The sequence below is a fragment of the Pseudorhodoferax sp. Leaf265 genome (assembly GCF_001422365.1).
Taxonomy (GTDB): domain Bacteria; phylum Pseudomonadota; class Gammaproteobacteria; order Burkholderiales; family Burkholderiaceae_C; genus Pseudorhodoferax.
Window position 1 is genome coordinate 114,439 of record NZ_LMMT01000034.1, and the last position, 25,990, is coordinate 140,428.

General features: G+C 70.6%; 26 protein-coding genes and 1 pseudogene. 5 read left to right on the forward strand and 22 right to left on the reverse strand.

All coding sequences use genetic code 11. From position 1 onward, the window contains the following. Positions 1 to 17 precede the first annotated feature (17 nt). From ASF45_RS22145 to ASF45_RS22170, 6 genes are all read right to left on the reverse strand, one after another. Positions 18 to 722 (reverse strand): ABC transporter ATP-binding protein, encoded by a 705-nt coding sequence (locus ASF45_RS22145; protein ID WP_056668773.1) that lies wholly within the window; start codon positions 720 to 722, stop codon positions 18 to 20. After that, positions 715 to 1,488, reverse strand: a complete 774-nt coding sequence (locus ASF45_RS22150) for an ABC transporter ATP-binding protein (protein WP_056668004.1) — start codon at positions 1,486 to 1,488, stop codon at positions 715 to 717. Before ASF45_RS22150 ends, ASF45_RS22145 begins: the two co-directional genes overlap by 8 nt. Then, positions 1,485 to 2,531 (reverse strand): branched-chain amino acid ABC transporter permease, encoded by a 1,047-nt coding sequence (locus tag ASF45_RS22155; protein ID WP_056668007.1) that lies wholly within the window; start codon positions 2,529 to 2,531, stop codon positions 1,485 to 1,487. Before ASF45_RS22155 ends, ASF45_RS22150 begins: the two co-directional genes overlap by 4 nt. Continuing rightward, positions 2,531 to 3,409, reverse strand: a complete 879-nt coding sequence (locus tag ASF45_RS22160; protein WP_056668010.1) for a branched-chain amino acid ABC transporter permease — start codon at positions 3,407 to 3,409, stop codon at positions 2,531 to 2,533. The genes ASF45_RS22155 and ASF45_RS22160 overlap by 1 nt, the downstream gene beginning before the upstream one ends. 16 nt (positions 3,410 to 3,425) lie before the next feature. Then, complete coding sequence (locus ASF45_RS22165) at positions 3,426 to 4,673, reverse strand: ABC transporter substrate-binding protein (RefSeq protein WP_056668013.1); 1,248 nt, start codon at positions 4,671 to 4,673, stop codon at positions 3,426 to 3,428. A gap of 390 nt (positions 4,674 to 5,063) precedes the next feature. After that, complete coding sequence (locus ASF45_RS22170; RefSeq protein ID WP_056668016.1) at positions 5,064 to 5,507, reverse strand: VOC family protein; 444 nt, start codon at positions 5,505 to 5,507, stop codon at positions 5,064 to 5,066. A 145-nt stretch (positions 5,508 to 5,652) separates the two neighbouring features. Here ASF45_RS22170 and ASF45_RS22175 point away from each other — a divergent pair, with 145 nt between their 5' ends. Then, positions 5,653 to 6,540 (forward strand): LysR substrate-binding domain-containing protein, encoded by an 888-nt coding sequence (locus tag ASF45_RS22175; protein WP_056668019.1) that lies wholly within the window; start codon positions 5,653 to 5,655, stop codon positions 6,538 to 6,540. 263 nt (positions 6,541 to 6,803) lie between these two features. Here the strand turns inward: ASF45_RS22175 and ASF45_RS36145 are convergent, their stop codons facing one another. The 9 genes and pseudogenes from ASF45_RS36145 to ASF45_RS22220 all read right to left on the reverse strand — a co-directional run bounded on the left by ASF45_RS36145 (position 6,804) and on the right by ASF45_RS22220 (position 13,296). Continuing rightward, positions 6,804 to 7,055, reverse strand: coding sequence for a hypothetical protein (locus ASF45_RS36145; protein WP_056668022.1), 252 nt, complete (start codon positions 7,053 to 7,055; stop codon positions 6,804 to 6,806). Between the two features lie 19 nt (positions 7,056 to 7,074). After that, positions 7,075 to 7,689, reverse strand: a complete 615-nt coding sequence (locus ASF45_RS22185; RefSeq protein ID WP_056668025.1) for a DJ-1/PfpI family protein — start codon at positions 7,687 to 7,689, stop codon at positions 7,075 to 7,077. A 5-nt stretch (positions 7,690 to 7,694) separates the two neighbouring features. Then, positions 7,695 to 7,979 (reverse strand): annotated as a pseudogene (locus tag ASF45_RS22190) (cysteine hydrolase); the annotation flags it as partial. 79 nt (positions 7,980 to 8,058) lie between these two features. After that, positions 8,059 to 9,342, reverse strand: coding sequence for an FAD/NAD(P)-binding oxidoreductase (locus tag ASF45_RS22195; protein WP_056668028.1), 1,284 nt, complete (start codon positions 9,340 to 9,342; stop codon positions 8,059 to 8,061). Continuing rightward, positions 9,339 to 9,590, reverse strand: a complete 252-nt coding sequence (locus ASF45_RS22200) for a (2Fe-2S)-binding protein (protein WP_056668030.1) — start codon at positions 9,588 to 9,590, stop codon at positions 9,339 to 9,341. The genes ASF45_RS22195 and ASF45_RS22200 overlap by 4 nt, the downstream gene beginning before the upstream one ends. Then, a complete protein-coding gene (locus ASF45_RS22205; RefSeq protein ID WP_056668033.1) occupies positions 9,587 to 10,690 on the reverse strand; it encodes an FAD-binding oxidoreductase in 1,104 nt (367 codons plus the stop codon). Before ASF45_RS22205 ends, ASF45_RS22200 begins: the two co-directional genes overlap by 4 nt. Before the next feature lie 10 nt (positions 10,691 to 10,700). Beyond that, positions 10,701 to 11,642, reverse strand: a complete 942-nt coding sequence (locus tag ASF45_RS22210; protein WP_056668036.1) for a 4-hydroxyproline epimerase — start codon at positions 11,640 to 11,642, stop codon at positions 10,701 to 10,703. Between the two features lie 16 nt (positions 11,643 to 11,658). Further along, positions 11,659 to 12,792: a branched-chain amino acid ABC transporter substrate-binding protein gene (locus ASF45_RS22215; protein WP_056668039.1), complete on the reverse strand. Its 1,134-nt coding sequence runs from the start codon at positions 12,790 to 12,792 to the stop codon at positions 11,659 to 11,661. Between the two features lie 129 nt (positions 12,793 to 12,921). Then, positions 12,922 to 13,296: a hypothetical protein gene (locus ASF45_RS22220; RefSeq protein ID WP_056668042.1), complete on the reverse strand. Its 375-nt coding sequence runs from the start codon at positions 13,294 to 13,296 to the stop codon at positions 12,922 to 12,924. Positions 13,297 to 13,325: 29 nt separating this feature from the next. On the opposite strand from ASF45_RS22220, the gene ASF45_RS22225 reads away from it, so the two are divergent. Further along, on the forward strand, positions 13,326 to 13,532 hold the full coding sequence (locus ASF45_RS22225; RefSeq protein WP_056668045.1) for a hypothetical protein: 207 nt from the start codon (positions 13,326 to 13,328) through the stop codon (positions 13,530 to 13,532). Positions 13,533 to 13,543: 11 nt separating this feature from the next. Here ASF45_RS22225 and ASF45_RS22230 read toward each other — a convergent pair whose 3' ends face one another. The 3 genes from ASF45_RS22230 to ASF45_RS22240 all read right to left on the reverse strand — a co-directional run bounded on the left by ASF45_RS22230 (position 13,544) and on the right by ASF45_RS22240 (position 15,657). Next, on the reverse strand, positions 13,544 to 14,632 hold the full coding sequence (locus tag ASF45_RS22230) for a DUF3616 domain-containing protein (protein WP_056668048.1): 1,089 nt from the start codon (positions 14,630 to 14,632) through the stop codon (positions 13,544 to 13,546). 67 nt (positions 14,633 to 14,699) lie between these two features. Beyond that, positions 14,700 to 14,936 carry a 4-oxalocrotonate tautomerase family protein gene (locus ASF45_RS22235; RefSeq protein WP_056668051.1) on the reverse strand — a complete coding sequence of 79 codons (237 nt, stop codon included), beginning with the start codon at positions 14,934 to 14,936 and terminating at the stop codon, positions 14,700 to 14,702. A 10-nt stretch (positions 14,937 to 14,946) separates the two neighbouring features. Then, complete coding sequence (locus ASF45_RS22240; protein WP_056668054.1) at positions 14,947 to 15,657, reverse strand: SDR family NAD(P)-dependent oxidoreductase; 711 nt, start codon at positions 15,655 to 15,657, stop codon at positions 14,947 to 14,949. A gap of 104 nt (positions 15,658 to 15,761) precedes the next feature. On the opposite strand from ASF45_RS22240, the gene ASF45_RS22245 reads away from it, so the two are divergent. After that, a complete protein-coding gene (locus tag ASF45_RS22245; RefSeq protein WP_056668057.1) occupies positions 15,762 to 16,655 on the forward strand; it encodes a LysR family transcriptional regulator in 894 nt (297 codons plus the stop codon). Positions 16,656 to 16,725: 70 nt separating this feature from the next. On the opposite strand, the gene ASF45_RS22250 is transcribed toward ASF45_RS22245, so the two are convergent. Then, on the reverse strand, positions 16,726 to 18,732 hold the full coding sequence (locus tag ASF45_RS22250; RefSeq protein ID WP_056668058.1) for a U32 family peptidase: 2,007 nt from the start codon (positions 18,730 to 18,732) through the stop codon (positions 16,726 to 16,728). Positions 18,733 to 19,003: 271 nt separating this feature from the next. Here ASF45_RS22250 and ASF45_RS22255 point away from each other — a divergent pair, with 271 nt between their 5' ends. Together ASF45_RS22255 and ASF45_RS22260 are read left to right on the forward strand one after the other, a co-directional pair. After that, complete coding sequence (locus ASF45_RS22255; RefSeq protein WP_063887745.1) at positions 19,004 to 20,905, forward strand: ATP-binding protein; 1,902 nt, start codon at positions 19,004 to 19,006, stop codon at positions 20,903 to 20,905. Between the two features lie 10 nt (positions 20,906 to 20,915). Beyond that, positions 20,916 to 22,295, forward strand: a complete 1,380-nt coding sequence (locus ASF45_RS22260; protein ID WP_056668061.1) for a sigma-54 dependent transcriptional regulator — start codon at positions 20,916 to 20,918, stop codon at positions 22,293 to 22,295. On the opposite strand, the gene rrtA is transcribed toward ASF45_RS22260, so the two are convergent. The 3 genes from rrtA to ASF45_RS22275 form a co-directional block, all read right to left on the reverse strand. Then, positions 22,261 to 22,881: a rhombosortase gene (rrtA, locus tag ASF45_RS22265; protein WP_056668065.1), complete on the reverse strand. Its 621-nt coding sequence runs from the start codon at positions 22,879 to 22,881 to the stop codon at positions 22,261 to 22,263. The two genes, ASF45_RS22260 and rrtA, sit on opposite strands and share 35 nt — an antisense overlap. 105 nt (positions 22,882 to 22,986) lie before the next feature. Next, the gene (locus ASF45_RS22270; protein WP_082551230.1) at positions 22,987 to 23,937 is read right to left on the reverse strand and encodes a transporter substrate-binding domain-containing protein; all 951 of its coding nucleotides are present in this window, start codon (positions 23,935 to 23,937) and stop codon (positions 22,987 to 22,989) included. Positions 23,938 to 24,161: 224 nt separating this feature from the next. Beyond that, positions 24,162 to 25,967, reverse strand: a complete 1,806-nt coding sequence (locus tag ASF45_RS22275; RefSeq protein WP_056668068.1) for a hypothetical protein — start codon at positions 25,965 to 25,967, stop codon at positions 24,162 to 24,164. Positions 25,968 to 25,990: the final 23 nt, after the last annotated feature.

Below are 25,990 nucleotides of genomic sequence, written 5' to 3' on the forward strand. Positions count from 1 at the left end.
TCATGGGGTTCTGTGTCTCACATGCCGAGGTAGGCGCGGCGCACCTCGGGGTTGTCGCTGATCTCCTGGGCCGAGCCGCTCAGCGTCACGCGGCCGGTCTGCAGCACATAGGCGCGGTCGGCGATCTCCAGGCTCTCGACCAGGCGCTGCTCGACCAGAAGCACCGTGACGCCGCTGGCGCGGATGGTCTTGACGGCCTCGAAGATCTCGTCGACGAGCTTGGGCATGATCCCTTGCGAGGGCTCGTCCAGCATGAGCAGGCGCGGGCGCGTCATGAGCGCGCGGCCGATGGCCAGCATCTGCTGCTCACCGCCCGACAGCGTCTCGGCGCGCTGGGGCAGCCGCTCCTTGAGCCGCGGAAACAGGCTGAACACCTGCTCCAGCGGGGCCTCGCGGTCGGCGCGCTTGCGGAACAGGTAGCTGCCCAGGCGCAGGTTGTCGGCCACCGACAGGCGTGGGAACAGCCGCCGGTTCTCCGGGACGTAGGCCAGGCCGCAGGTCGGGATGCGGTGCGGCGGCAGCGCGTCCAGCGCCTGGCCGTCGAAGCGCACCGCACCGGACTGGGGCTTCTCCATGCCGGCGATGGACTTGAGCAGCGTGGACTTGCCGGCGCCGTTGGCGCCCGCGACGACCACGATCTCGCCTTCGGCCACGGCCATGGAGATGTCGGAGATGGCGATCAGGCCGTTGTAGGCCGTCGTGAGGTTGGACACTTCAAGCAGCACGGTGGCGGTCTCCGAGGTAGGCCGAGATCACGGCCGGGTCGCGCACCACGTCCTGCGGTGCACCCTTGCTGAGCACGCGGCCCAGGTTCAGCACCACGGCGCGGTCCACCAGGGGCATGACGATTTCCATCACGTGCTCGACCATGATGACGGTGATGCCGCGGTCGCGGATGCGCCGGATCAGCTCCACGCCCTTGCGCGCCTCGCTGGGCGTGAGACCGGTCATGACCTCGTCGAGCAGCAGCAACTGCGGCTGCGTGGCCAGCGCGCGCGCCACCTCGAGCCGGCGCCGCTCGGGCGGCGTGAGTTCGCCGGCCAGCACCAGCGCGCGCTGCGCCAGGCCGGTGAAGTCCAGCACCTCGGGCGCGGCCTCGCGCGCCGCGCCGGCCCGCGGATGGCGCGCGAAGCTGCCGACCATCACGTTGTCCAGCACGCTCATGCTGTCGAACGAGCGCGGCACCTGGTAGGTGCGCGCGATGCCCAGCGCGCAGCGGCTCGGCGCGTCGAGCGCGGTGACGTCGCGGCCCTCGAACACCACTTGGCCCTGGGTCGGCTTGCGCGCCCCGGCGATGATGGCGAACAGCGTGGACTTGCCCGCGCCGTTGGGGCCGATCAGGCCCAGGATCTCGCCGCGCGGCACGTCGAAGCTGACCTCGGCGTTGGCCACCAGGCCGCCGAAGCGTTGCCAGATGTCGCTCAGCTGCAGGATGGGCCGATCCTGGCCCAGGTCGCGCGCAGTGCGGGCGTCGGTGGCGGGGATCATGCGGCACCTCCGGCGGCGCGGCGGCCGCGGAACTGGCTGAACAGACCGACCAGGCCTTCGGGCTTGAGCACCGCGACCAACATCACGAGCGCGCCGTAGATGATGAGGTCGATGCCGGTGCCCGAGCCGCCCATGTAGCTGCGCGTGATCTCGGTCAGCGGGATCAGGATGGCCGCACCCAGCAGCGGGCCCCACAGCGTGCCCAGGCCGCCCAGCACCACGGGCAGCACCATCAGCAGCGAGAAGCGGAAGTGCATCACGCTGTCGGGGTCGATGTAGGCGACGAAGGCGGCGTAGAAGCTGCCGCCCACCGCCGTCAGGCTGGCCGACAGCGCGGCCGCCGCCATTTTGGAGCTGAACACCGTCACGCCCAGGCTTTCGCTGGCCTCGGGGTTGTCCTTGACGGCACGCCACCAGTAGCCCCAGCGCGAGCCTTCGACCTGGAAGCTGATGAACCAGGTCAGCGCGAACAGGCCCAGCACGAAGTAGAAGTACGGCGCCTTGTCGCGCGCGAACTGCAGCGTGGCCCAGCTGTCCGAGCCCAGCGGCCACTGGATGCCCATGGCGGCGCCGACATAGTCCCAGTTGTGCACCAGCAGCAGGCCGATCTCGGCGATCACGAGCGTGGCGATCGAGAAGTAGTGGCCTTTCAGGCGAAAGCACATCCAGCCCAGCAGCAAGGCCGTGGCGGCGGCCAGCACGGCCCCGACGGCCATGCCGAACCATGGCAGCACGCCGTAGTTCACGTACAGCACGCTGGTGGCGTAGGCGCCGATGCCGAAGTACAGCGCATGGCCCAGCGAGATCTGGCCGCAGTAGCCGCCCAGGATGTTCCAGGCCTGGGCCAGCGCCGCGTACAGCAGCGTGAGGATCAGCACGTTGCGCAGGTAGGCGTCGTGCACGAGCGCGGGCAGCAGCGCGAGCACGGCCAGCACGGCGAGCACGCCCAGCACCTGGCGGCGCCGGTGCGCCTGGTGGTTGGCGACCACGCCGGTGGCGGCCGTGGCCGGCACGGCCGCGGACGAAATGGTGGCGGTTCCCATCACAGCTTCCCGAACAGTCCGCTGGGGCGCAGCACGACCACCAGCAGGTACAAGACATAGACGCCGACGGTCTTCATCGAAGCCGGCAGCACCAGCGTGGTCGTCGCCTCCACGAGGCCGACCACGACGCCGCCTACGAGCGCGCCGAACACGCTGCCGAAGCCGCCCAGCGCCACCACCACGTAGGCGATGCCGCTGAAGGCGCCGCCCACCTGCGGGTGGATGTAGTAGAAGTTGGCCAGCATGGCTCCGGCGACGCCCACCAGTGCCAACCCCAGGCCCCAGCCCAGTGCGAACACGCGGTTGCGGTCGATGCCCACCAGTGCCACGGCGCCCTGGTCCTCGCGTGTGGCTTCCAGCGCGCGGCCGAAGTCGGTGCGCGACATCAGCAGGTACAGCCCGCCGAAGGCCAGCAGCGAGACTGCCGCGCCCGCGATCTGCGGCAGAGGCAGGAACACGCCGCCCAGCTCGACGGTCTGGTTGGCCAGCCAGCCGCCCGAGACCTGGCGGTAGTCGGGCGTCAGGAAGTACTGGGCCAGGCCCTGCATCAGCGTGCCCAGGCCGAAGGTGGAGAAGATCTGCACCATGCCCACGTTGGCCTTGGCGCGCATGGCATAGCGCACCAGCAGCAGGTAGACCAGCACGCCGGCCATGAACAGCGCCGAACCGACGATGGGCACGGCCAGCACCGGGTCCAGGTCCATGCCGACGAAGAGCCCGAAGGTGATGTACATGCCCATCATCAGGAACTCGCCGTGCGCGAAGTTGACGACGTCCATCAGGCCGAAGATGAGCGACAGGCCTGCCGCGATCAGGGCGTACATGAGCCCGATCAGCAAGCCGCTCGTCAGCACCTGCGCAATCGCTTGTGCATTCATGGGGTCAGGCCTCGCCTCAAGCGTTCATCGGCCAGACCGGCTGGGCCATGGCCACGGCGGTCGGGAACACGGTGGCGAAGTCTTTGGCCTTGAACTGCTGCAGCACCGGGCTGGCGAAGGTGTTCTGGCCCGCAGCGTCGAACTTGATGCGGGCCCAGGGCATGATGGTCTTCTCGCCCGGGATGTCGGTGGCGGCCAGCGCGGCGCGCAAGGCCTCGCCCTCGACCGAGCCGGCGCGCTGCAGCGCATCGGCCAGCACCATGGCGGCCATGAACTGGCGCGAACTCGCGTCGTTCAGGTCGCGCCCGGCACGGGCCTTGAAGAGGTTGTTGACGAAGGCGATGGAGGGGCGCTTGCCGCCCGTGTCGAGCGCGAAGCTGGCGCGCGTCAGCATGCCCTGCAACTTGTCGCCGACCACGTCCAGCGCGGCCTTCTCGACGAAGCCGGCAGCCTGGGCCAGGATGTTGTGCGGCTTGAAGCCGAGCTGGGCCGCCGTGTTCATGAGCAGGATGACGTCGGTGGTGTAGCAGGACGGCAGCAGCACGTCGGCGTTGGCGCTCTTGAGCTGCTGCACCTCGGCCGACAGCGAGGGCGAGTTGGCGCGGAACTTCACGTCGGCCACGACCTTGTAGCCGCGCGCGGTGGCGAGCTTGCGCTGCACGGTGGAGGAGTCGGTGCCGAAGATGGTGTCCTCGTAGAACAGCGCCACGGTCTCGACCTTCTTGCCCTGCTGCTTCTGCAGGTCCATGAAGTCGAACATGGCCTCGGAGAACATCTCGTCGTGCGCGGCCGGCCGGAAGAAGAACTTCAGGTTGCGCCGGTGCAGGCTGGGCGAGGACGAGTCGGCGCAGACGAAGGGCACGCCGTAGCGCTCGCAGGTCGCGCCCACGGTAGCGGCCACCGAGGAGTGGAAGCTGCCGATGATGGCGACGGCCTTTTCCTGCGTGATCAGGCGCTCGGCCTCGGAGCGGCCTTTCTGCGGATCGGCCTGGTGGTCGGCGTAGACCACGCGCAGTTTGGCGCCGCCCAGGCTGGCGATGCCGTTGGCCGCTGCGCCGGGCAGGTCGACCTGGGTGGGGGCGTTGATGATCTGCAGCGCCGTCTCGATGGCGTGGCGGGCATCGACCCCCACCTGCGCGTTGGGGCCGCTCATCGGGTAGACGGCACCGATGACGATCTCGCCGCCCGCTGCATGGGCCTGCAATGCGCCCAGGGACAGGGCCGACAGGCTGGAAATCTGGAGCAGTGCTTCTCTACGGTTCATGGAGTTTCCTTCGTGGAAATGGATGGATATTGAGCGGGATCAATATCGCATGATCCGTGCCAGCCTTCTAATCCGGTAAATCCATGATCTGGCGATTTTTTCGCCATTTTTTGAGAATCCAGTTTCCACTGGCGCACCATTCTCGAACTCTCTTTTTCCAAATTGGTGCGCAACGCTGGTGATGGTAAATTTATCTTATAAAAATCAACTACCTAAAGAGATATTTATCGAGCTTGGATTGGAGTCAATTCATTTGAAAGAGAAACACCAGAAGGCCGCGAAAATGATTCGCGGCCTGCATTGGTTTGGATTTTGAGGTTGAATATCTATCGCGACGCGATAAATCCGGGATCGACGTAAATGCTTGCCGAGCCTGAAAATGGCAGAAGATTATTTGGCGAAGAGCCGCTCGATATGGGTGAACGCCTTGACTTCGAGTGCGTTACCGGCCGGGTCCAGGAAGAACATGGTGGCCTGCTCGCCGACCTCGCCCTTGAAGCGGATGTAAGGCTCGATCACGAATGCGGTGCCGGCGGCCGTGAGCTTGTCGGCCATGGCCTGCCATTGCGCCATGGGCAGCACGATGCCGAAGTGGCGCACGGGCACGCCGTGGCCATCGACCGCGTTGCGCTGGGCCACGCCGCACTCGTCGGGCGCGAGATGGGCCACGATCTGGTGGCCGTAGAAGTTGAAGTCGATCCACTCCTCGGAACTGCGGCCCTCCGGGCAGCCGAGCAGGTCGCCGTAGAAGCTGCGCGTCTTGGCGAGATCGTTCACCGGGAAAGCCAGGTGGAACGGAGACATCAGGGTGGGATTGGTGGTGACGTCGATCATGGTGGAGCCGGGTTGGAAAGGGGCCGTGCGAGGCGGGCCGATCCGCTCGGTCCCTGGGCTCGCCAACGATGGGACGTAGTCTAAAAACGCTGAATCAAAAATAAAATCAATATTTATTTGTTCCATGAACAAATAAAATCTATGAATGCTGCGTGAACTCAAGACCTTCGTCGCCGTGGTCCAGGAAGGCACCTTCGCCGCCGCGGGCCAGAAGATCGGCCTGACGCAGGCCGCCGTCAGCGCCCAGATCCAGCGGCTCGAGGAGCACCTGGGCAGCGAGCTGTTCGACCGCGGTGGACGCAACGCCCGGCTCAACGCCCAGGGCATGCACGTGCTGCTGCAGGCCCAGGAGGTGCTGCGGCTGTTCGACGACATGGCCGGCGCACGCCAGACACCAGGCGCACCGGGTCGGGTGGTGCTGGGCGCGATCGCGTCCTCGCAGACCACGGTGCTGCCCTCGGTGCTGGAACGCTTCCATGCGCGGCATCCGGCCGTGCAGGTGCGTGTGGTGCCCGGCGTGTCCTTCAACCTGCTGAACCAGGTCGATGCCGGCGAACTGGACCTGGCCCTCATGATCCGGCCGGCCTTCGCGCTGCAGGCCGACCTGCGCTGGACCCGTTTGTCGCAGGAGGGCTACTGTCTGTTGGCGCCGGCAGCGCTGCCGGCCGAGCTGGGCTGGCAGGAGCTGCTGGCCACGCAGCCGTTCATCCGCTACGAGCGGACCTCGTTCGGCGGGCGCTTGGTGGACCGTTTCCTTCGCCAGGCCGGCATCGCCGTGCGAGAGCGCGTGGAGATCGACGAGCTCGGCGCGATGGCGCAGATGGTGGCGCGCGGCCTGGGCGTGGCGCTGGTGCCGCAGGTCTTCGGCCAGGCGAAATGGCCCGAGGGCGTGCGCGCGCTGGACCTGGGCGCGCAGGGCTTCTTCCGCGAGATCGGCCTGCTGCAGCGCACCAGCCGCCTGCCGCATCCGGCCGTCGCCGACCTGGCGGCGCTGATCGTGCAGGCGCACGCCGGCGCGACCGGGGGCGACTGAGGCCCCGGGGCGCACAGCCCAGCGCGCGCAGCCCCAGGGCGTGCCGACGTGCCGAAGCGGTGCCAGGCACGGCGCCGCTGGGTGTCCGGGGCGAAGCCGACCAATTCGACTGCGCGCTGCATGTCCTGGTCGTTCCGCAGCGCACGCTGCGCCACCGATGGCCTCGTCGCAGGTCCCGGCGATGCGGTGCAACACGAGGTCGATGCGGGTGGTCAGGCCGGCGCTGCTCCAGACCGGCGCGTTCTCGACGAAGACGGGGTTGTTCACCACCTCCAGGCCGGCGCCAGGCCGCGCCACTCGTCCAGCTGGTGGTGCGTGGTCAGGCGGCGACCGGGCAGCACGCCGGCGATCTGCGCGCCGACGCAGGAGGCGGTCTCGGGCTGCGGGCCGGCGAAGCGCAGCTGGAAGCGTTTGGCCCGGCCCTGCGCGCGCAGGCACTGGTTGGCGGCGTGCAGCGCCTCGGCCGGACCGGCCGGGTCCAGGATCGGGCTGCCGGGTCGCAGCGCGAAGACCACGTGATGGGCCGCGCGTCGGTCACGGGGTCTGCTGCCAGGCGTAGTCCAGCTGCCGCGCCGTGCGCTCGGCCAGGGCCAGGCCGGTCAGGCGCGCGACCAGGTGCAGGCTCAGGTCCAGGCCGGCGCTGATGCCGGCGCTGGTCCACAGCCGGCCGGCCGCGTCGTGCGCGACCCAGCGCGGGCCGCCCTGCACCTGCAGGGCCGGGAAGGCGCGGCGCAGGTCGTCCAGGTCTTCCCAGTGCGTGGTGACCGGGCCTGCACCGCCGAGCACGCCGGCCTGGGCGAGCAGGAAGGCGCCCGTGCAGACCGAGGCCACGGTGCCGGCCCGGGCGGCGGTCTGCGCGATCCAGGCCACGGTGGCCGGGCAGGCCAGCGCGCCATCGACCACGCCGCCGGGCACGATCAGCAGGTCGCTGGCCGGGGCGCTGGCAAAGTCGGCATCGGGCAGCACGCGCAGGCCGGCGCGGGCGCGCACGGGGGCCAGCGTGCGCGCGATGCAGCGCACGGCGAACGGAGCCGGCGCATCCGGATGCAGCCGCGCGTGCATGCGCGCGGCCGTGGTGAAGACCTCGTAGGGGCCGGCGAAGTCCAGCGCCTCGACCTCGTCGAACACCAGGATGCCGACGTTCAGCATGCGGCACCCACCAGCGCGCTGTGGCGGCTGCTCTTGTGGAAGCTGGCGGCCGGCGTGAACTCGGCCAGGCCCGCGATGGGCCGCACCTGGCCCGAGGCCAGCGCGAACGGGTTGTCGGCCGTCTGCGGGCCGGCCGCGTGCAGCACGCGCACGATGGGCACGCCGCGCTGCTGGCAGGCCGCGATCGGCGCGTTCTGCGCGGCGAGCCAGGCCGGCAGCGTGGTCGGGTCGTAGAACGGGCGGTGGCGGAACGACTCCTGGGCGTCGATCGGAATCAGACAGGTCTTCATGGCGTGCTCTGTGGCGATGGGGTGGTGCATTCTTCCCTGTGCGAAGGGCCTGCGCCATGTTGCTGCAGACCCGTTTCGATCAGATCAGGACATCATCGTCGCGGTCGCCGAGATCGGCCAGCGTGCCCGCGCGCACCGGCACGAGCGGCGGGCGCGGGGCCGGCGGCGTCCAGCCGAACAGCAGCTGCGCGGCCGCGCCGCAGACGCGGCCCTGGCAGGCGCCCATGCCGCAGCGCGTCTGCAGCTTGGCCTCGGTCCAGTCGGCGCAGCCGGCCAGCGCGGCCAGCGGCACGTCCTCGCAGCGGCACAGCAGCGTCTCGGGCGTGGCCAGCTGGCGCAGCGGCGCGCCGAGCGCAAAGCGCTGGTGCAGCCGCTCGGCGAAGCGGTCCCAGTGCGCGAGCGCGGGGCGCAGCGTCTGCGCCTGCCGGTTCTGCCCGACCGCGGCATGGCCGGCGATGGTGCCCTGCACGAGCGCACGTTCGCTGCCGCCCACGCCCGTGCACTCGCCGGCCGCATGGATGCGGGGTCGGCTCGTGGCCTGCCAGTCGTCCACGGCCAGCGCGGGCAGGCCGTGGCGTTCGACCGTGGCGCAGCCCAGCAGGCGGCCGAGCTCGGTGTTGGGCACCAGGCCGAAGCCGCAGGCCAGGCGGTCGCAGGCGATCTCCTCGCTGTGGCCGTGCGGGCCTTGCAGGCGCACGGCGCGCAGCTGGCCGTCGCCCAGCGCAGCGACCACATGCTGGCCGGCGCGGTAGCCCGCGCTGCGCAGGCCAAGCGCCTGCCAGGCCTTGCCGGGCCAGCGCGGCAGGCCCAGCGCGAAGCGGGCCAGCGCCGGCCACGCGGCCTGCTCGGCCACGCGCAGCACCTGGGCGCCGGCCTGGCGCGCCGTGGCCGCCACGGCCAGCAGCAGCGGCCCGCTGCCGGCGACGACGATGCGCTCGCCGGCCACGGGCATGCCGGCCTTGACCAACGCCTGCAGGCCGCCCGCGCCGGTCACGCCGGGCAGGGTCCAGCCCGGGAAGGGCAGCAGCAGTTCACGCGCGCCCGTGGCCAGCACCAGCGTGCCCCAGCGCAGCCGCCAGGCCTGCTCGGCATCTTCGAGCAGCAGCTCGTCGGCGGCCGTCGCGGCCACCACGCGCACGCCGCTGTACAGGCGCAGCTGGGCATGGGCCTGCACACGCGCGCGCAGCTGGCGCGCGCTGGCCGGCAGCCGCACGCCGGGGCCATCGCGCCAGATCTGCCCCCCTGGGGCCGGGGCGTCGTCGAGCAGCACGGTGCGGGCGCCACTGGCGGCCGCCACGTCGGCCGCGGCGAGCCCGGCCGGGCCGGCGCCGACGATGGCCACGTCGCAGTGCACGCGCTTCATGGCGCGGTGTCCGTGGCGATCCGCATGCCGGCGGCCACCAGGGTCTGGCAGGCCAGCTGGCGCCGGCCGTCGATGGCCACGCGGCATTCCTGGCACACACCCATGCCGCAGACCGGCGCGCGCAGCGTGCCGGTGACGCTGCGCCGCGTGGCGCCGTTGGCCGCGTGGCGCAGTGCCGCAGCGACAGAGATACCGGCCGGCACCTCGACCGCCTGGCCATCGACCACGAGCGCAATGCGCGCCGTCATGCACGGCCTCCGAGCAGCCGCGCGGGTGCGTAGGGCAGGGGATCGAGCGGCGGCAGCGCACCCGTGACGAGCGCGGCCAGCAGCGCTGCGCTGGCCGGTGCCGTGGTCACGCCCAGGCCCTCGTGGCCCAGGGCCAGCCACAGGCCGGCGTGGCGCGGGTGCGCGCCCAGCAGGGGCAGGCCATCGGCCGTGGCGGCGCGCAGGCCGGTCCAGCTGCGGATGGCGTTCAGGTCCGCGAGGCCCGGCAGGTAGTGGATCGCCCGGCGCAGCATGCGCGCGAGCATGGACGGCTCCACCGCGGGGTCGACGGTGTCGAACTGGCGCGAGGAGCCGACCAGCAGCTGGCCCGTGGGTCGCGCCTGCACGTTGAAGGCGACCGAATCGCCCTCGGCGTGGTGGGCGCTCTTGACGTAGCCGAGCTCCACGAGCTGGTGCTGTACGGTGCCGGGGTAGCGGTCGGTGATGAGCAGGTGGCCCTTCTTGGGCCGCAGGGCGATGTCCGGGCACAGCGCGGCCGCGTGCAGGCCGCAGGCCAGCAGCCGGTGCGGGGCGCGGCGCCGGCTGCCATCGGCCAGCTGCACGGCGTCGCCCTCCAGCGCAAGGGCGCGCGCGCGTTCGCGGCGCAGCCGCGGGCCGGCTCCGTGCAGCAGCCAGGCGGCCGCGGCGGGCGCGTAGACCAGGCCGTCGCCGGGCACCTGCAAGGCGCCCAGCAGGCCGGGCCGCAGCGCGGGTTCGGCCGCGCGCAGGGCCGGGGCATCGAGCCAGCGGCTGGCCACGCCCGCGCCGGCCAGGCGGGCCTGCTTGCGTTCGGCTTCGGCCGCTTCCTCGGCATCGGCGGCGATCCACAGCGTGCCGCAGGCGCGCGCCTCGCAGGCCGCGGGCAGCCGCGGTGCCCAGTCGCGCCATTGCGCGAGCGAGGTGCTGCTCAGCGCGAGTTCGGCCGGGTTGTCGTCCATGGCGACCAGGTGGCCCATGCCGGCCGCCGTGGCGCCGGGTTGGCCGTCGTCGAGCACCAGCACGTCCAGGCCTGCGGCGGCCAGCGCCTGGGCGCAGGCGGCGCCGACGATGCCGGCGCCGATCACGATGCAGTCGGCGTCCATGGACCGCGGCTCAGAGCCGGATGCCCCAGGCGAACGGGTCGTCGTCTTCGATCAGCAACACGGCTTCGGCACTCAGATGGGCGCGGCCGCGGATGGTCGGGATCACCTGGCCGTGCTCGCCGGCTTCGTAGCTGGCTTCGAAGCGGCTGCCGATCACGCTGGCCTGCTGCCAGAGCTGGCCCGGCGCGAGCTTGCCGTCGGCCGCCAGGCAGGCGACCTTGGCGCTGGTGCCGGTGCCGCAGGGCGAGCGGTCGTAGGCGTTGCCCGGGCACAGCACGAAGTTGCGGCTGTCGGCATCGGGGTCGTCGGCGAACAGCTCGATGTGGTCGATCTCGGCGCCATCGGCGCCCGTGATGCCCTGGGCCGCGAGCGCCTGGCGCAGCGCCGCCGTGTAGGCCGTCAGCGCCGCCAGGTTGCCGCCGTCCACGCGCTGGCCATGCTCGGCCACGAGGAAGAACCAGTTGCCGCCCCAGGCCACGTCGCCCAGCACACGGCCGTGGCCGGGCAGGTCGACCGCCACCTGCCGGTGCAGGCGGTAGGCCGGCACGTTGCGCACGCTGACGCTGCCATCGGCATGCAAGGTGGCCGTGACCGTGCCCACGGGTGTCTCGATGCGGTGCGCGCCGGGCTGGATGCGGCCCAGGTGCGCCAGCGTGGCGACCAGGCCGATGGTGCCGTGGCCGCACATGCCCAGGTAGCCCGTGTTGTTGAAGAACACCACGCCAGCGGCGGCCGTGGTGTCCTGCGGTTCGCACAGCAGTGCGCCCACCACCACGTCGCTGCCGCGCGGCTCCAGCACGGTGGCGGTGCGCCAGCGGTCGTGCTCGGCCGCGAGCAGCGCGCGCCGCTCGGCCATGCTGCCGCGGCCCAGGTCGGGAAAGCCGGCCAGCACCACGCGCGTGGGCTCGCCGCCGGTGTGGGAGTCGATGACTTCGATGCGGTGCGTGGGCATGGCCTTCTGCCGCCGGTCAATAACTTGCGAGAGGCGACATCTTGCCGCCCTTGAAGGTCGACACCGTCACCGGCGCCTTCTGCAGGTTGCCTTGCGCGTCGTAGGCGTAGCGCGCGGCGACGCCCTCGTAGCCGTTCTTGTGCAGGTAGTCGGACACCTTGAGGGGATCGGTGCTGCCGGCCTTGGCCATGGCCTCGCCCAGGAACATGGTCTGGTCGTAGTAGGCGGGCGCGTAGGCGTCGGCGTCCTGGTTGAAGCGGGCCTTGTACTTGGTGCGGAAGGCCGCGGCCGGGCTGCCGTCCTTGACCATGGCACCGGCCTGGGCGCAGTAGACGGTGTCGTTGACGGCATCGCCGCCGAGCTTGCCCATCTCCGGACTGCACAGCGTGTCACCGCCCAGCAGCTTGGCTGGAATGGCCAGGCGCTTCATCTGCTGCGTCATGGGCGCGGCCTGCGGTGCGTAGCCGCCATAGAAGATCACGTCGGGCGCCTTGCCCTTGAGGTTGGTCAGGATGGCCGAGAAGTCGGTCGCCTTGTCGGTCGTGAATTCCTTGCCGACCACCGTCAGGCCCTGCTTCTCGGCCTCCTTGACGAACTCGTCGGCCAGGCCCTGGCCGAAGGCCGTGCGGTCGTCGATCACGCCGACCTTCTTGACCTTGAGCACCTGCGCCGCGTAGACGGCCATGGACGAGCCGATCTGGTTGTCGCTGGCGATGATGCGGAACAGGTTCTTGTAGCCGCCCTGCGTGACCTTGGGGTTGGTGCCCACGGTGGAGACCACCACGTCGCCGCCGTCGTACACGCGCGAGGCCGGGATCGCCACGCCCGAGCAGTAGGGCCCGAGCACGAACTGGACCTTGCTGTCGACGAACTTCTGCGCCACGCTCACGCCCTGCTTGGGGTCGCACTGGTCGTCCTCGGACGCGAGTTCAAACTTCAGGGTCTTGCCGCCCACGCTGATCTTCTTCGCGTTGAGCTCCTCGATGGCCAGGCGCACGCCGTTCTCGTTGTCCTTGCCGGCATAGGCGTTGGGGCCGGACAGCGGGCCGCTGTGGCCGATCTTGACGACCTGCTCCTGGGCCAGTGCGGGGCCGGCCAGGGCCACGCCGGCGAGCGCGAGCAGGGTGGTGGGATGGAATGCGAACGGCATGCGGTGGTCTCCTTCGGTGTGCTGTGAGGGCTTCGGGACATGTGCCCTGAAGCCGGCGCCATCGTACTGCGGTGTACGCAGCTGCGGGTTTGCCAGGAGAGGTATGCAGCGCCGGCCTCAGCGCCGAAGCTAGGCGCTGGGCGGCGCTCCGAACCCACGCCGGAAGGTGGCACTGAAGCGCTGGGGCTGTCGTAGCCATGGGCCAGCGCGACCGCCGGTACCGAGTCGCCGGCCGCCCACCGTGGCAGGTTCAGCAGCAGCCGCGCATGGCGGCGCAAGCCGGGCATGGCGCGGCATGGGCACTTGCAGCGCCAGCGGTGGCGCGGCCTCGATCTCGTCGAGGATGCGTCGTGGGATCCGCTCCTCCCGCCCGACGGTCGGGTAGTCCAGCCGCAGCGCGACGGCGCGCACGATGAGCGCGCGCAGCAGCGGCATGACCGCAATGACCTGGCATTGCGGCCACAGGCCTGTCCGCGTGCCGGGCTCGACGAACACCGTGCGCATGGCGACGGGCTGGGGCCCATGCGGATCTGATGCACCACGCGCGGCGGCACCCAGACCGCGCAGCCCGGCGGCACGACCCAGCCGGCCTGCGCATCGATGTCGTGCGCGAGCACGAGGCCCTGCCATGGCGCCCGTACCCGGACATGGTGGCTGGGGCGGATCGCCTGTTCCGGCTGCCGGCGGGGCATGTGCGCCTGCCCTTGGCGCTGTCGATCGGCGCGACGCGCGCGGGCTGAACCGCACCAGGCTACCCGCGCTGCAGCAGGTCGCCGAACACCGTGAACGCGCCGTCCATGCGCCCACTGCCCGGCGCGTCGTACAGCACCAGCCATCCCGGCTGACCGGGCAGCAGGCCGGCTGGCAATGCGCAGAAGGCTTCGGCCCGGTCGCTGCCGCACCCGTGCGGCAGCGACGTGGTCTCGCCCAGGGCGTGCTCGAAGCGCACCGGTTCGGTGTTGCCGGCCAGGGTGGCGCGCGCGCCGGGCCAGGTGAACAGCCGGATGTCGCCATCGAGCACCATGGTGGGGCCGGCCAGGATGTACAGGTCGTCGCCGCGCAGGTGCAGGTCGCGGATGCCCAGGCCCTGCAGCTGCAGGAAGTGCTTGCGCACCAGCGTGCCGTGCGCGTCCAGCGGCCGCAGCGCCAGCTGCGCGCCACGCGGCGCCACCGCGATCTCCAGCAGCGCCGACCAGCCGCGCAGCACCGGGCCGCGCAGCCCGAGCAGCAGGCGGTCGCCGCACACGGCCAGGCCTTCGATGTCCAGGCCGTTGTCCTTGCCCGGGATCTTCAGGTAGTGGCCGAAATGCGGATCGTCGGCCAGCGCCTGGGTCAGCGGGTTCTCGCGCGCCTTGCCCTCCAGCCGCAGCGCGCGCCGGCCATCGCGGGCCTGGCGCACCAGCGTGGGTGTGCCGTCCTCGCCTGGCTCGATCGGCAGGCGGGCCAGCAGGCGGCGGTTGCCGTCCAGGCTCACCTTGGCCAGCCGCTGGGCGTTGTCGGCATGGTCGCGGTCGGGCTTGGCGTTCTTGCGTTTGCGGCCGTGCGAGCCCACGATCCAGAGCCAGCCATCGACCTCGGCCATGCCCTCCAGGTCGGCTTCCTCGTCGTCGGCACCCGGCAGGTCGAGCAGGGCGGCCAGCGGGAATTCGCGCGCATCGCCGTAGCGCAGGCGCTCCTGGCCGACCGGCTCCAGCCGGCGCAGGCGCTCGATGCCGGCGGCCTCGTCGCCCACCACCCAGAGCCACTCACCCGTGAACGCGGCGCCGGACAGGTTGGTATGCACCAGGCCGCCGGGCGGAAACTCCAGGCGGACGGCATTGGCAGATCGGATGTTGGGCATGGCGGTGGTGTGTTGACGAGGCAGCAGAGTCTGGCATGCCGCCCAGGCGCTGGGGCGGCACACCGGCTCATCCCTGCTGCGCTCTGCGGCGGGCGCGCCACTGCGGCGTGGTCACGCCGCCCACGCCCCAGTTCTCGAGCTCGACCTCCTCGATGACCACGAAGGTCGTGTCGTGCGGTTTGCCCATGACATCGTGCAGCAGTTGCGACACGCCCTGGATGAGCGCGCGCTTTTGCTCCAGCGTCGTGGCGTCGGCGCCGGGGGCGGTGCCCTCGCGCGTTACCTTGATGTTGACGTAAGGCATGGCCGTCTCCTTACCAGCGGCCGGCGTGCTGGCCGCCGTCGACGTTGATGGTCTCGCCTGTGACGAAGGCGGCGTTCTCCAGATACAGGATGGCGTCGGCGATCTCCGCCACCTCGCCCATCCGGCCCATGGGATGCAGGCCCGCGAGGACCGCATGGGTCTCGGCCGGATGCATCGGCGTCTTGATGATGCCGGGCGCCACGGAGTTCACCCGCACGCCGGCCTGCGCATACTCGATGGCCAGGCCACGCGTCACGGCGTCCAGGCCGCCCTTGGTCAGCAGCGCAAGGCCGGACGGCGCACCTGCAATCGCCTGGTGCACCAGGGTCGTCGTGATCTGCACGATGTGGCCACTGCGCCGGTGCAGCATGTGCGGCAGAACTAGCTGGGTGATGTGGAAGAACCCGGCGAGGTTCACCTCGGTCATGTTGCGCAGGTCGTCGACCGTGTACTCGGTGAACGGCTTGCCGATGAAGATGCCGGCGTTGTTGACGAGCGTGTCGATGCGGCCGAAGCGTTCCAGCGCCGCTGCGACGACGCGCTCGGCCACCGCGCGTTCGCGGATGTCGCCGGCGACGGCCAGCACCCCCTCGTCCGCGCCGGGCTGGATGCTGCGGGAGGTCGCGACGACGGCGAAGCCGTTCTGGCGGTAGGCGGACACGATGCCCGCGCCGATGCCTTGCGATGCACCGGTGACGATGGCGACTTTTTGCGAATGCATGGAAGCTCCTGGAAGATGGTCTGAATGGACTGCGTCGGATGGGCCCGACGCAGTCCATAGCGTATGAACGCACCCCTGGAACCGGTAGCCGCTATCCTTGCACAATGGCTGAGAGAAAACGCACAGAGGTCGACTGGCAGGACGTGCGCGTGTTCCTGGCGCTGGGCCGCTACCGCAGCCTGTCGGCCGCTGCACGGGCGCTGCAGGTCAACCACGCGACCATTGCGCGCCGCATCCAGTCGCTCGAGGGCAGCATGGGCGAAAAGCTCGTGGAACGCAGGCCGGACGGGTACCTGCTCACCGCCGCGGGTGAGCGGGCGCTCGAGGCAGCGACGGGCATGGAGGCGGCGGCGCAGCTGCTGACGCGCAAGGACGGCGCCGACGACGGCGACGTGCGCGGTGTGGTGCGCATCAATGCACCGCCGGCGTTGGCACATGCCTTCCTGGCCGCGCAGCTGGCCCGTGTGACCTTGGCGCATCCCGGCCTGGACATCGACCTGGCGACGGACCTGCACGCCGTCAGCCTCGACCGGCGCAAGGCGGACATCGCGGTGCGCATCGGCAGGCCGAACGACGGGGACCTCATCGCGCAGTCCGTCGGCAAGCTGGCCTGCGGGTTCTACGGGACCAACGAACGTTGCGCGGAGGTGGAGGCAGGCCTGCCACCCGTCTTCATCAGCTTCGACGAGCAGCATTCGGACATGCCCGAGGGCATCTGGCTTGCGCAGCAGTTCCCGCGTGCCCGGGTCGCCTTCCGGGCGGAGAACCAGCTGCTGCAAGCGACCGCTGCGCGCGCTGGCGCCGGCATCGCGCTGCTGCCGCACTACATCGCGAGACAGCTGCCCGGCCTGCGGCCCTGCGCGCTGACGCCGCTGCCGCCCGCGCGCGAGGTGGTTCTGCTCATCCGCGGCCAGGACCGCCATGCGCGCCCGATCCGTACCGTGATGCGGCACCTGGTCGATGCCTTCAAGGAGAGCCGGGCGCTGTTCGGTGCCTAGGCTTGCCGCCAGCGGCCGGCGATTGGCCTGGCCGACCCGTGCCAGCCGCAGCCGCGGCTGACGGGGCCCGTCAGTGCGCGGCCTGCGCGTCCGGCCGCGTCCTGTAGAAGGTCAGCGGCTGCGCCTGGGCCTCGTTCAGCACGGCGCGCTTGATCTTGCCCACCACGTGCATCTCGCAGGGCTTGCAGTCGAAGCGCAAGGTCAGCTTCTCCTTGCCGTTGATCAGCGCGAGCGGCTCGGCCTTGACCTGGCCCTGCACGCCCTTGACGCCCTTGGCCTGCTTGGGGCACAGCGACAGCGAGAAGCGCACGCAGTGCTTGGTGATCATGAGCGAGACCTCGCCTTCTTCCTCGTGGCTCTCGTAGGCCGCGGCGATCACCTTGACGCCGTGACGCGCGTAGAACTGGCGGGCCTGGTCGTTGAACACGTTGGCCAGGTAGGTCAGCGTGTCCTCGGGGTAGGGCACGGGCGGCTCCACCGCGACGGCGCGCTGCGGGCGCTGGTAGGCCGCCAGGCGCGCGGCCTCCAGCCGTTCACAGGCTTCGCGGCGCAGCTGGTTCACGAGCGAGGCCGGCACGAACCAGGGCTGGGCCAGCTCGACGGCGATGTCGATGGGCGCGAAGTCGGTGGCGCCGAAGCGGCCCAGGTGTTCGCGCAGGCTGGCGAGGCCGCGTTCGGCGTCGCGCGCCGGTTCGTGCGCGTGGCGCGCCGTGGCCTGCGCCTGGTGGCCGTCTTCGTCGGTCAATTGCAGCACGAAGCCCTGTGCGGTCTGGCCGAAGTGCACCCACACGCCGATGCGGCGCTCGCTGGACTTCTTGTCCAGCATGCGCACCCAGTCCATGTCGCGGTTGCGGTTCACCTCGGTGCCCTTGCGCAGGTCGCGCAGGCCGGCCAGTTCGTCCTTGGGGAACACGCGCCAGCGGTTCAGCCTGGTCGGGCTGGCCGGCTCGGCGCGGTTGACGGCCAGGCCCACGAGCTCCTTCTGCAGGTCGTAGTAGCACAGGCCGTCGCCGTTGTGCAGGATGGTGGCGGCGTCCGTGGTCTCGATCTCCACCCAGTTCGGGCCGACCTGCGTGACCCAGCCGATCGCGCGGCCCGGGTTCTTGGGCGTGTCGAAGGCGCCGATGTCCTCCTTGCGGCCGTTGACGAAGTAGTCGGTGAACTCGCGGTTGAAGTTCTGGTCCGGGTCGGGCGTGAACGTGAAGCTGGTGCGGCCACTGGAGGCGCGCGCCAGCGGCGCGTGCACGGGATCGTTCTCGCGCGCCTCGATCAGTTCGTCGATCAGCTTGCGGTAGTGCGCCGTGATGTTCTTGACGTAGGCCATGTCCTTGTAGCGGCCTTCGATCTTGAAGCTGCGGATGCCGGCATCGACCAGCGCGGCGATGTTGGCGGACTGGTTGTTGTCCTTCATCGACAGCACGTGCTTGTCGTGCGCGACGAAACGGTTCTGGCTGTCCACCACCTGGTAGGGCAGGCGGCAGGCCTGCGAGCAGTCGCCGCGGTTGGCGCTGCGGCCCGTGTGCGCATGGCTGATGTAGCACTGGCCGCTGTAGGCCACGCACAGCGCGCCGTGCACGAAGAACTCCAGCTGGCTGCGCGCCGGGTCCAGCACGGCATGGATGGCGCGGATCTGCTGCAGCGTGAGTTCGCGCGCCAGCACGATCTGCGAGAAGCCGGCGTCCTGCATGAAGCGCGCCTTCTCGGGCGTGCGGATGTCGGTCTGGGTGCTGGCGTGCAGCTGGATCGGCGGCATGCCTTCGAGTTGCAACAGGCCCATGTCCTGCACGATCAGCACGTCGGCGCCCGCGTGGTAGACGTCCCAGGCCATGCGGCGCGCGCCGTCGAGTTCGTCGTCGCGCAGGATGGTGTTGAGCGTGATGAAGACCTTGCTGTTGAAGCGGTGCGCATGGCGCGCCAACCGTTCGATGTCCTGCACCGCGTTGCCGGCCGAGGCGCGCGCGCCGAAGCCGGGGCCACCGATGTAGACGGCGTCGGCGCCGTGGTCGACGGCGGCGATGCCGATGTCGGCATCGCGGGCGGGCGCAAGCAGTTCGAGCTGGTGGGCGAGCAGGGACATGGCGAAGCGGCGCGCACCTGGGCGGTGGCGGCGGTCTGTTGCGTGGGGAGGCGCGGATTTTATCGGCACGCGCGCCCACGCCGCAGCCTTCTGCTGCACGGCGCATCGGTATGTGCACCAATGGCGTGCACGCCCGGCTTGTGGTCCAGTTGCAGCCTTTGCGTGCCGATCGGGCACACGATTTGCAGCATCTGTGCAAGCACCACAGACGGCACCACGCCACAGTGAACATGACAAGCCCCTGGGCTGAAGACTCCGCGGGGCAGGGCCGGTGAATCCCCAACTGCGTTCCTCGATCCGCCACGCCGCCTGGAAGAGCGCGGCCTGGCTGCTGGCGCTGGCTTTCGTGGGCCTGAGCGGCGCGGGCGGCTACCTGAGTTTCGAGCGCCGCGGGGTGGCCAACCTGCAGGCCGACGTGCGCCACCGGCTGGAGCTGTTCTCCTCCGCCGTGGAGGGCATGATCCAGCGTCTCGAAGACGTGCCGGCCACGGTGCAGCTCAGCGAGGAGGTGCAGCGCCTGTTCCATGCGCCGCGCCGGGCCGCCGTGCGCGAGCGGGCCGACCGTTACCTGCAGCGCCTGAACGCCTTCATGGGCGGCATCGCCATCTACGTGCTGGACGAGCGCGGGATCATCGTGGCCTCCAGCGGCAGCACCCCGCCGGACGCCATGCCCGAGGAGGACTTCTCGTTCCGGCCCTACTTCCAGGAGGCGCTGTCCGGCCGCGTCGGCCGGCACTTCGCGATCAGCCTGGTCGCCAACCGGCCGGCCTACTTCGTCTCGCACCCGATCCGCGACGGCGCCAAGGTCGTGGGCGTGGCCGTGATCATGATCAACCTGGACCCGATCAACCAGATCTGGGACATGCTGGGCGCGCCCGCCCTGCTGGCCGACACCAACGGCGTGGTGATCCTCTCGTCCGACCCGGCCTGGACCTACACCACGCTGCAGGACCTGCCGATCGAGCGCCGCGTCGACCTGCAGCTCAGCCGCATGTACAACCGCATGCCGCTGCCGCGCTTTCCGCTGCAGGTGGAGCTCAAGGTCAATCCCGAGACGCTGTCCATCTACGGCAGCCTGCAGCGCGCCAACCGCTACTTCGGCTTCCAGGAGCTGGCGCAGATCGTCTCGGGCCGCAGCATCAACGGCATGGACTGGCGCGTGATGCTGTTCACCGACGTGGACGGCGCGCGCCGCGACGCGGTGCTGGCCGGCGCCGTCTCGGCGACCGGCGCCGCCTTCCTGATCCTGCTGGTGCTGGTCGTGGCCCAGCGCCGGCGCATCCACCGCCACCGGCGCGAGTCCGAGCGGCTGCTGGAGCAGGCCAACCTCTCGCTGGAGCACAAGGTCGCCCAACGCACGGCGGCGCTCACGCTGGCCAACGCGCAACTGGTCAAGGAGGTGGCCGACCGCCGGCAGACCGAGGCCACGCTGCGCGCCACCCAGGGCGAGCTGGTGCATGCCGGCAAGATGGTGGTGCTCGGCCGCATGGCCGCGGGCATCACGCACGAGCTCACGCAGCCGCTGGGCGGCGTGCGCACCTTCGCCGGCAATGCCATGGAGTTCGCCAAGCGCCAGGACCTGGACAGCGTGCTGCAGAACCTGGAGATCATCGCGCGGCTGACCGAGCGCATGGGCACCATCATCCACCCACTGCGCAGCTTCGCGCGGCGCACCGAGCCCTCGCTGAGCTTCATCGACGTGGGCCAGTGCATCGCCAACGCGCTGTTCCTCTACCAGACGCAGCTGGCCCACCTGGGCGTGGTGGTGGACAACCGCACCGCGGGCGAGCAACTGCCGGCCTGGGGCGATGCGCACCGCCTGGAGCAGGTGCTCGTGAACCTGATCGGCAACGCCATCGACGCCATGGCCGAGACCCCCGCCAAGCAGCTCACGCTGGTGGCCGAGCGCGCGCCAGCGGCCACCGAGGCGACCGCCGACGACGGCCGCCCCTATGCCCTGCGCATCGACGTGGAAGACACCGGCTGCGGCCTGCCGCCGGACTTCGCCTCGCACCTGTTCGAGCCCTTCTACACCACCAAGCAAAAGGGGCTGGGCCTGGGCCTGACGATCTCGCGCGACATCGTGCAGGACTTCGGCGGCGCGCTGCGGGCCTGGAACCACGACGGGCCCGGCGCTTGCTTCAGCATCTACCTGCCCTGCGCACCCCCATGAGGAGAACAAGATGAACGACGAGATGACCGTGCTGCTGGTCGAGGACGACCCCGACATGCAACTGGCCTGCCGCCAGGCGCTGAGCCTGGCGGGGATCCGCTCGCGCGCGCTGGACGCGGTCGAGCCCGCGCTGCCCATCATCACGCCCGGCTACCGCGGCGTGGTGGTCACCGACATGCGGCTGCCCCAGGGCGACGGCCTGAGTCTGGTCAAGTACGCGCGTAGCGTCGACCCCGAACTGCCCTGCATCATGATCACCGGCCATGGCGACATCAACCTGGCCGTCGATGCCATGCGCGAGGGGGCCTACGACTTCATCACCAAGCCGTTCTCGCCCGAGAAACTGGTCGACTCGGTGCGACGTGCGCTGGACAAGCGCCGCCTCGCGCTGCAGGCCAGCCTGGCCCGGCCGGCTTCGGCGCCCGCGGCCGGCCAGGGCAGCGACGGCCTGGCCCGCCTGGTGGGTTCCTCGGCCGGCATGCAGGCCGTGCGGCGGCTGATCGCCGAGATCGCCAGCTCGCCCGTGGACGTGCTCGTGCACGGCGAGACCGGCACCGGCAAGGAACTCGTCGCGCAGTCCCTGCACGAACTCTCGGGCCGGTGCAAAGGTCCGTTCGTCGCGCTCAATTGCGGCGGCATGCCCGACAACCTGCTCGACAGCGAGCTGTTCGGTCACGAGGCCGGCGCCTTCACGGGCGCGCAGAAGCGGCGCATCGGCAAGATCGAGCACGCCAACGGCGGCACGCTGTTCCTGGACGAACTGGAGAGCATGCCCATGGGCATGCAGGTCAAGCTGCTGCGCGTGCTGCAGGAACGCAAGCTCGAGCGGCTGGGCTCCAACACCGCCATCCCGGTCGATGTACGCGTGGTCGCAGCGACCAAGGAGAACCTGGTCGAGAAGGCGCGCAGCGGGCAGTTCCGGCTCGACCTGTACTACCGGCTCAACGTGGTGACCGTGGACCTGCCGCCGCTGCGCCGACGCAGCGAGGACATTGCCGAGCTGCTGGCGCATTTCTTCGTGCTGGCCGCCAGCCGCTTCGGCCGGCCGGTGCCGCCGGTGGGCGCCGACCTGCTCGAGCGGCTGGCCGGCTACGACTGGCCCGGCAACGTGCGCGAGCTGCGCAACCTGGCCGACTGCATCGCACTGGGCGTGTCCACACCGCTGCTGGGCGCGACGCTGCAGTACGCTTGCAGCGACCTGGCGTCGCCGCGCTCGCTGGCCGAATCGGTGGAGCAGTACGAGCGCAAGCTGATCCTCGAGGAACTTCGGCGCAACGACGGCAGCCTGGCCCGCAGCGCGCGTGCGCTGCGCGTGGCCAAGACCACGCTCAACGACAAGATCCGCCGCTACGGCATCAGCGTGGCGCCGGCGGAGCCGCGGGACGGTTGAGGCCCGGCAGCCGGCGTACCGGGGCCGCCAGCATCAGCGCGGCGCAGGCCAGGCCGAACACGTGGGCCTGCACGATGATGTTGCCGCCCACCAGGGCCTCCTCGTGCCGGTCCGGCCCGCGGAGCAACTGGGCACCGAGCCAGGCCGCGATGGTGCACAGCGCCGCGATGCTGACCGGGTCGAGCCGGCGCACGCCGGGCCACAGCGTCAGCAGGAACAGCCCGTACAGCACGCCGGACAGGCCGACGTAGTGCGCCAGGTGGGGCAGCAGCAGCACGAACAGCAGCGAGATGCCCAGCGCCAGCACGGCCACCTGGCGCAGCAGCACGCGCGGCGCCGGCGGCGTGTCGGCCAGCAGCATGCAGACCAGCAGGCCGAGTGCGTTGAGCGCCCAGTGGGCCCAGCCCAGGTGGACCAGGTGGCCGGTCCACAGGCGCCAGAGTTCGCCCTGCAGCACGGCGCCGCGCTCGTAGCGCAGTGCCTGCAGCCAGGCCTCGGGCAGTGCCTGCAGCGCGCCCAGCAGCACGGCGGCCGCTGCCGCGGCGAGGAGGGCGCGCTGCCGGGCGCGTGCGGGGGCGGTTGGCATGGGCGGTGCTCCGGTTGTGCGCGCGTCAGTCGACTGCATGCTGCCCCAGAAGCTTGGTCGCGCGCACGCGCGCCGATGGCAAGAGCCTGGGCAGAGGGCGACGGCTCATTGCAGCGGCCTGTCGTTGGGATGGGCGAACAGCTCCAGCACGTCCTGCGACGGCGGCCAGTTCAGGTTCAGGCCCTTGGCGGTGATGGGCCGCTCGAACCACTTGCGGTACAGTGCCAGCAGCTCGCCCGATTGCATGAGCCGTGCGATCTCCTGGTCGACGATGCGTTTGAGCTGCAGGTCGCCCTGGCGCATCATGCAGCCGTAGGCCTCGCGCGTCATGGGCTGGCCCACGACGATCCAGTCCAGCGGCTGCTGGGCCTTGGCGCGCTCGCCGTAGAGCAGGGCATCGTCCATCATGAAGGCGTCGGCCTGGCCGCGTTCCAGCGCGGCGAAGGATTCCTCGTGCTCGCGCGCCGCGAGGATCTGGAACTTCAGCCCGGAGGATTCGGCGAAGGTGCGGATCAGGCGCTCGGAGGTGGTGCCGGATGTCACCACCACGCGCTTTCCGGCCAGGTCCCTGAAGTCCTGGATGCCGGCGTCGCGGTGCACCATGAGCCGCGTGCTGATGACGAAGAACGAGGTCGAGAACAGCACCTGGCGTGCGCGCTCGACGTTGTGCGTGGTGGAGCCGCATTCCAGGTCCACGTTGCCGCTGACCACCATGGGGATGCGGTTCTGCGCCGTCACCGGCACCAGCTTGGTGGTCAGCGCGGGCAGCCGCAGTTCGCGCCGGATCGCCTGCGAGATGAGCGTGGACAGGTCGTGCGCGTAGCCCACCACCTGCTTGCGCGAGTCGTAGTAGGAAAAGGGCACGGAGGACTGCCGGTGGCCCAGCGTGATGGTGCCGGTCTGCTGGATCTTGCGCAGCGTCTCGCTGGCCAGGGCGGGTGCGGCGCCCAGCAGTGCCAGCGCGGCCACGGCCAGCATCCGGCGTCGCGCCTGCCGCAACCCCAGCAGGAGCAGCAGCGCGGGCAGGGGCCAACCCGGCGCACTGCCGCCCGACATGCCATCGCGCACGCCGGTGTCGACCACGGCGACGACGTCCGCTGCCGGTCGGGCCTGGCCGGGCAAGGCCGTGGCCAGGTCGGCAGCGGCGATCAACAGCGCAATCGGGCAGATGGGTCGCATGGACAGGCGTGCAATCGGATCGAAACGCCCGGCCGGTGCGCAGGCTGTCACGCGCACCGCGCCGGGCAAGGCACCGCGCAGGCGGTGCGATTCTCAGGCGCTCAGAACGGCACCGCGCAGCGGGCGGTCGCGTCGGTCGGGCGGGCTGTGGGCACCATCGTCACGAAGCTGGCTGGCGTGCCGTAGACCATGCGCCGCTGCGCATAGGCCGCGCTGGCGCCGGTGCCGGTGCCGATCACGAACTGCTTCAGGATGCCGTCGGACGGGTCGATGTTGGTAAACGGGGCCGCTTTCGCGACGCAGGCCGCGGTGCTGGCCGTGGCGGGGCGGTCGAACGCGACGACCGTCGCCGGTCCCTTCACATACAGGTACTCGACTGTCTGGCCGGCGCCCGTGCCCGTGGTGAGGCTGAAGTAGCGCCCCGACCAGATGCGCGAACGCGTGGCCTCGCTGAAGCCCGTCACGGCCTGCGCGCCCAACGTGCTGCCCAGCTTGACCAGGCGCAGGCCCGACAGCGAGATGCTGCCGTCGGACTGGATGTGGGCCACGCCCGGGTTGCTGGGGACGGACAGGTTGCCGTTGAAGTCGATCGTGGTCGCGCCGAACTCCACCACGTCGGCATTGCCGGCGCTGACGGCGTAGCTGCCGACCTGCACGCCCACGCTGCGCGCCGTCTCCAGCGCCGTCGCGGTGCCGGTCTGGCGGTCGTTCTGGTAGTAGAAGGTGCTGTGGGCGTAGCTGCCGTCTTCGAACATCACCATGTACTCGGGCCGGGCCAGGCCCTGGGGCCGCACCCAGCCGCCGACCAGCGGGTTGCTGGCGCTGGCCACGCGGCTCAGGGCGGTGCCGTCCAGCGTCATGGCGTTGCCCGACACCGTGGCGCTGTGGGCGCCGGCGGCCGGGCCGCGCGCATTGGCGGCTTCGATGAGTTCCAGCGTCAGCGTGGAGCCGCTCAGGCTGTAGCGGCCATAGCGGTAGCCCAGGCCATTGTCGAAGGCGTAGTTGGCGCCGACCGGCGTGGCGACGACCTGGTGCACGAAGGTGCCGTCGCCGCCGAACAGGAACACCTCGCGCGTGGTGCCGTCGGTGCGCACCCAGGCGCCCTCGATGGGCTGGGCCGCGGTGGCGGCCTTGGCCTTGGCCGCGCCGGCCAGCGTGGCAGCGCTGGGCACCAGGCTGTCGCGCGTGGCCAGGAACAGCGCTTCGCGCTGCTCCGGCGTCAGTGTGGCCGGAATCTGGTAGAGCAGCTGCTGCAGCGAGCCCGGCGCCACGGCGCTGTAGGCCTCGAAGGCGGCGCGGCTGCCGCCACCCACGCCAGCGCTGACCTCGGCGAAGCCGCGCGTGAGCAGTTGGCCCAGTGCCAGCATCTTTTGTTGCGCGACAGTGGGCGCTGCGCCGTCGGCAGCCTGGTAGTTGTCGTAGAGCTGGATGCCGCCGACCTGGCCGGCCGTGCCGACCAGGAAGGACAGCAGCGTCTCTTCGGCCTGCGCCAGGTTGGCCGAACGGCCCGAGTCGACCTCGGACTGCAACAGCGTGGTGTAGGGAGAGATGACGGCATGGCGGCCCAGCGGCGCGGTCAGCACGTAGGGTGCGACGACGGGGCCCTCGGACGTGGTGCTGGTCGTGGAGGCCTGCACCAGCACGGTGGCGTCGGCGGCCTGCGTGGTGGTGATGGTGAAGCTGCCGTTGCTGGTCATGGCCGACGGTTCGCCGGCATCGCAGGCGCGGTTGTCGTTCAGGTCCAGGCAGGCGGTCGCGTTGTTCAGGCCGCGGTCGAGCACGGTGCCGGTGACCTGGCGTTCGGTCGGGGCCGGCGCGTCATCGCCGCCGCCGCCACCGCAGGCGACCAGGAAGGTGGACGCGGCCAGGGCCAGGGCCGAGAGGGCGCAGGTGTTGCGGGAATGCATGTGGTTTCCTCGAATTCGTTCTG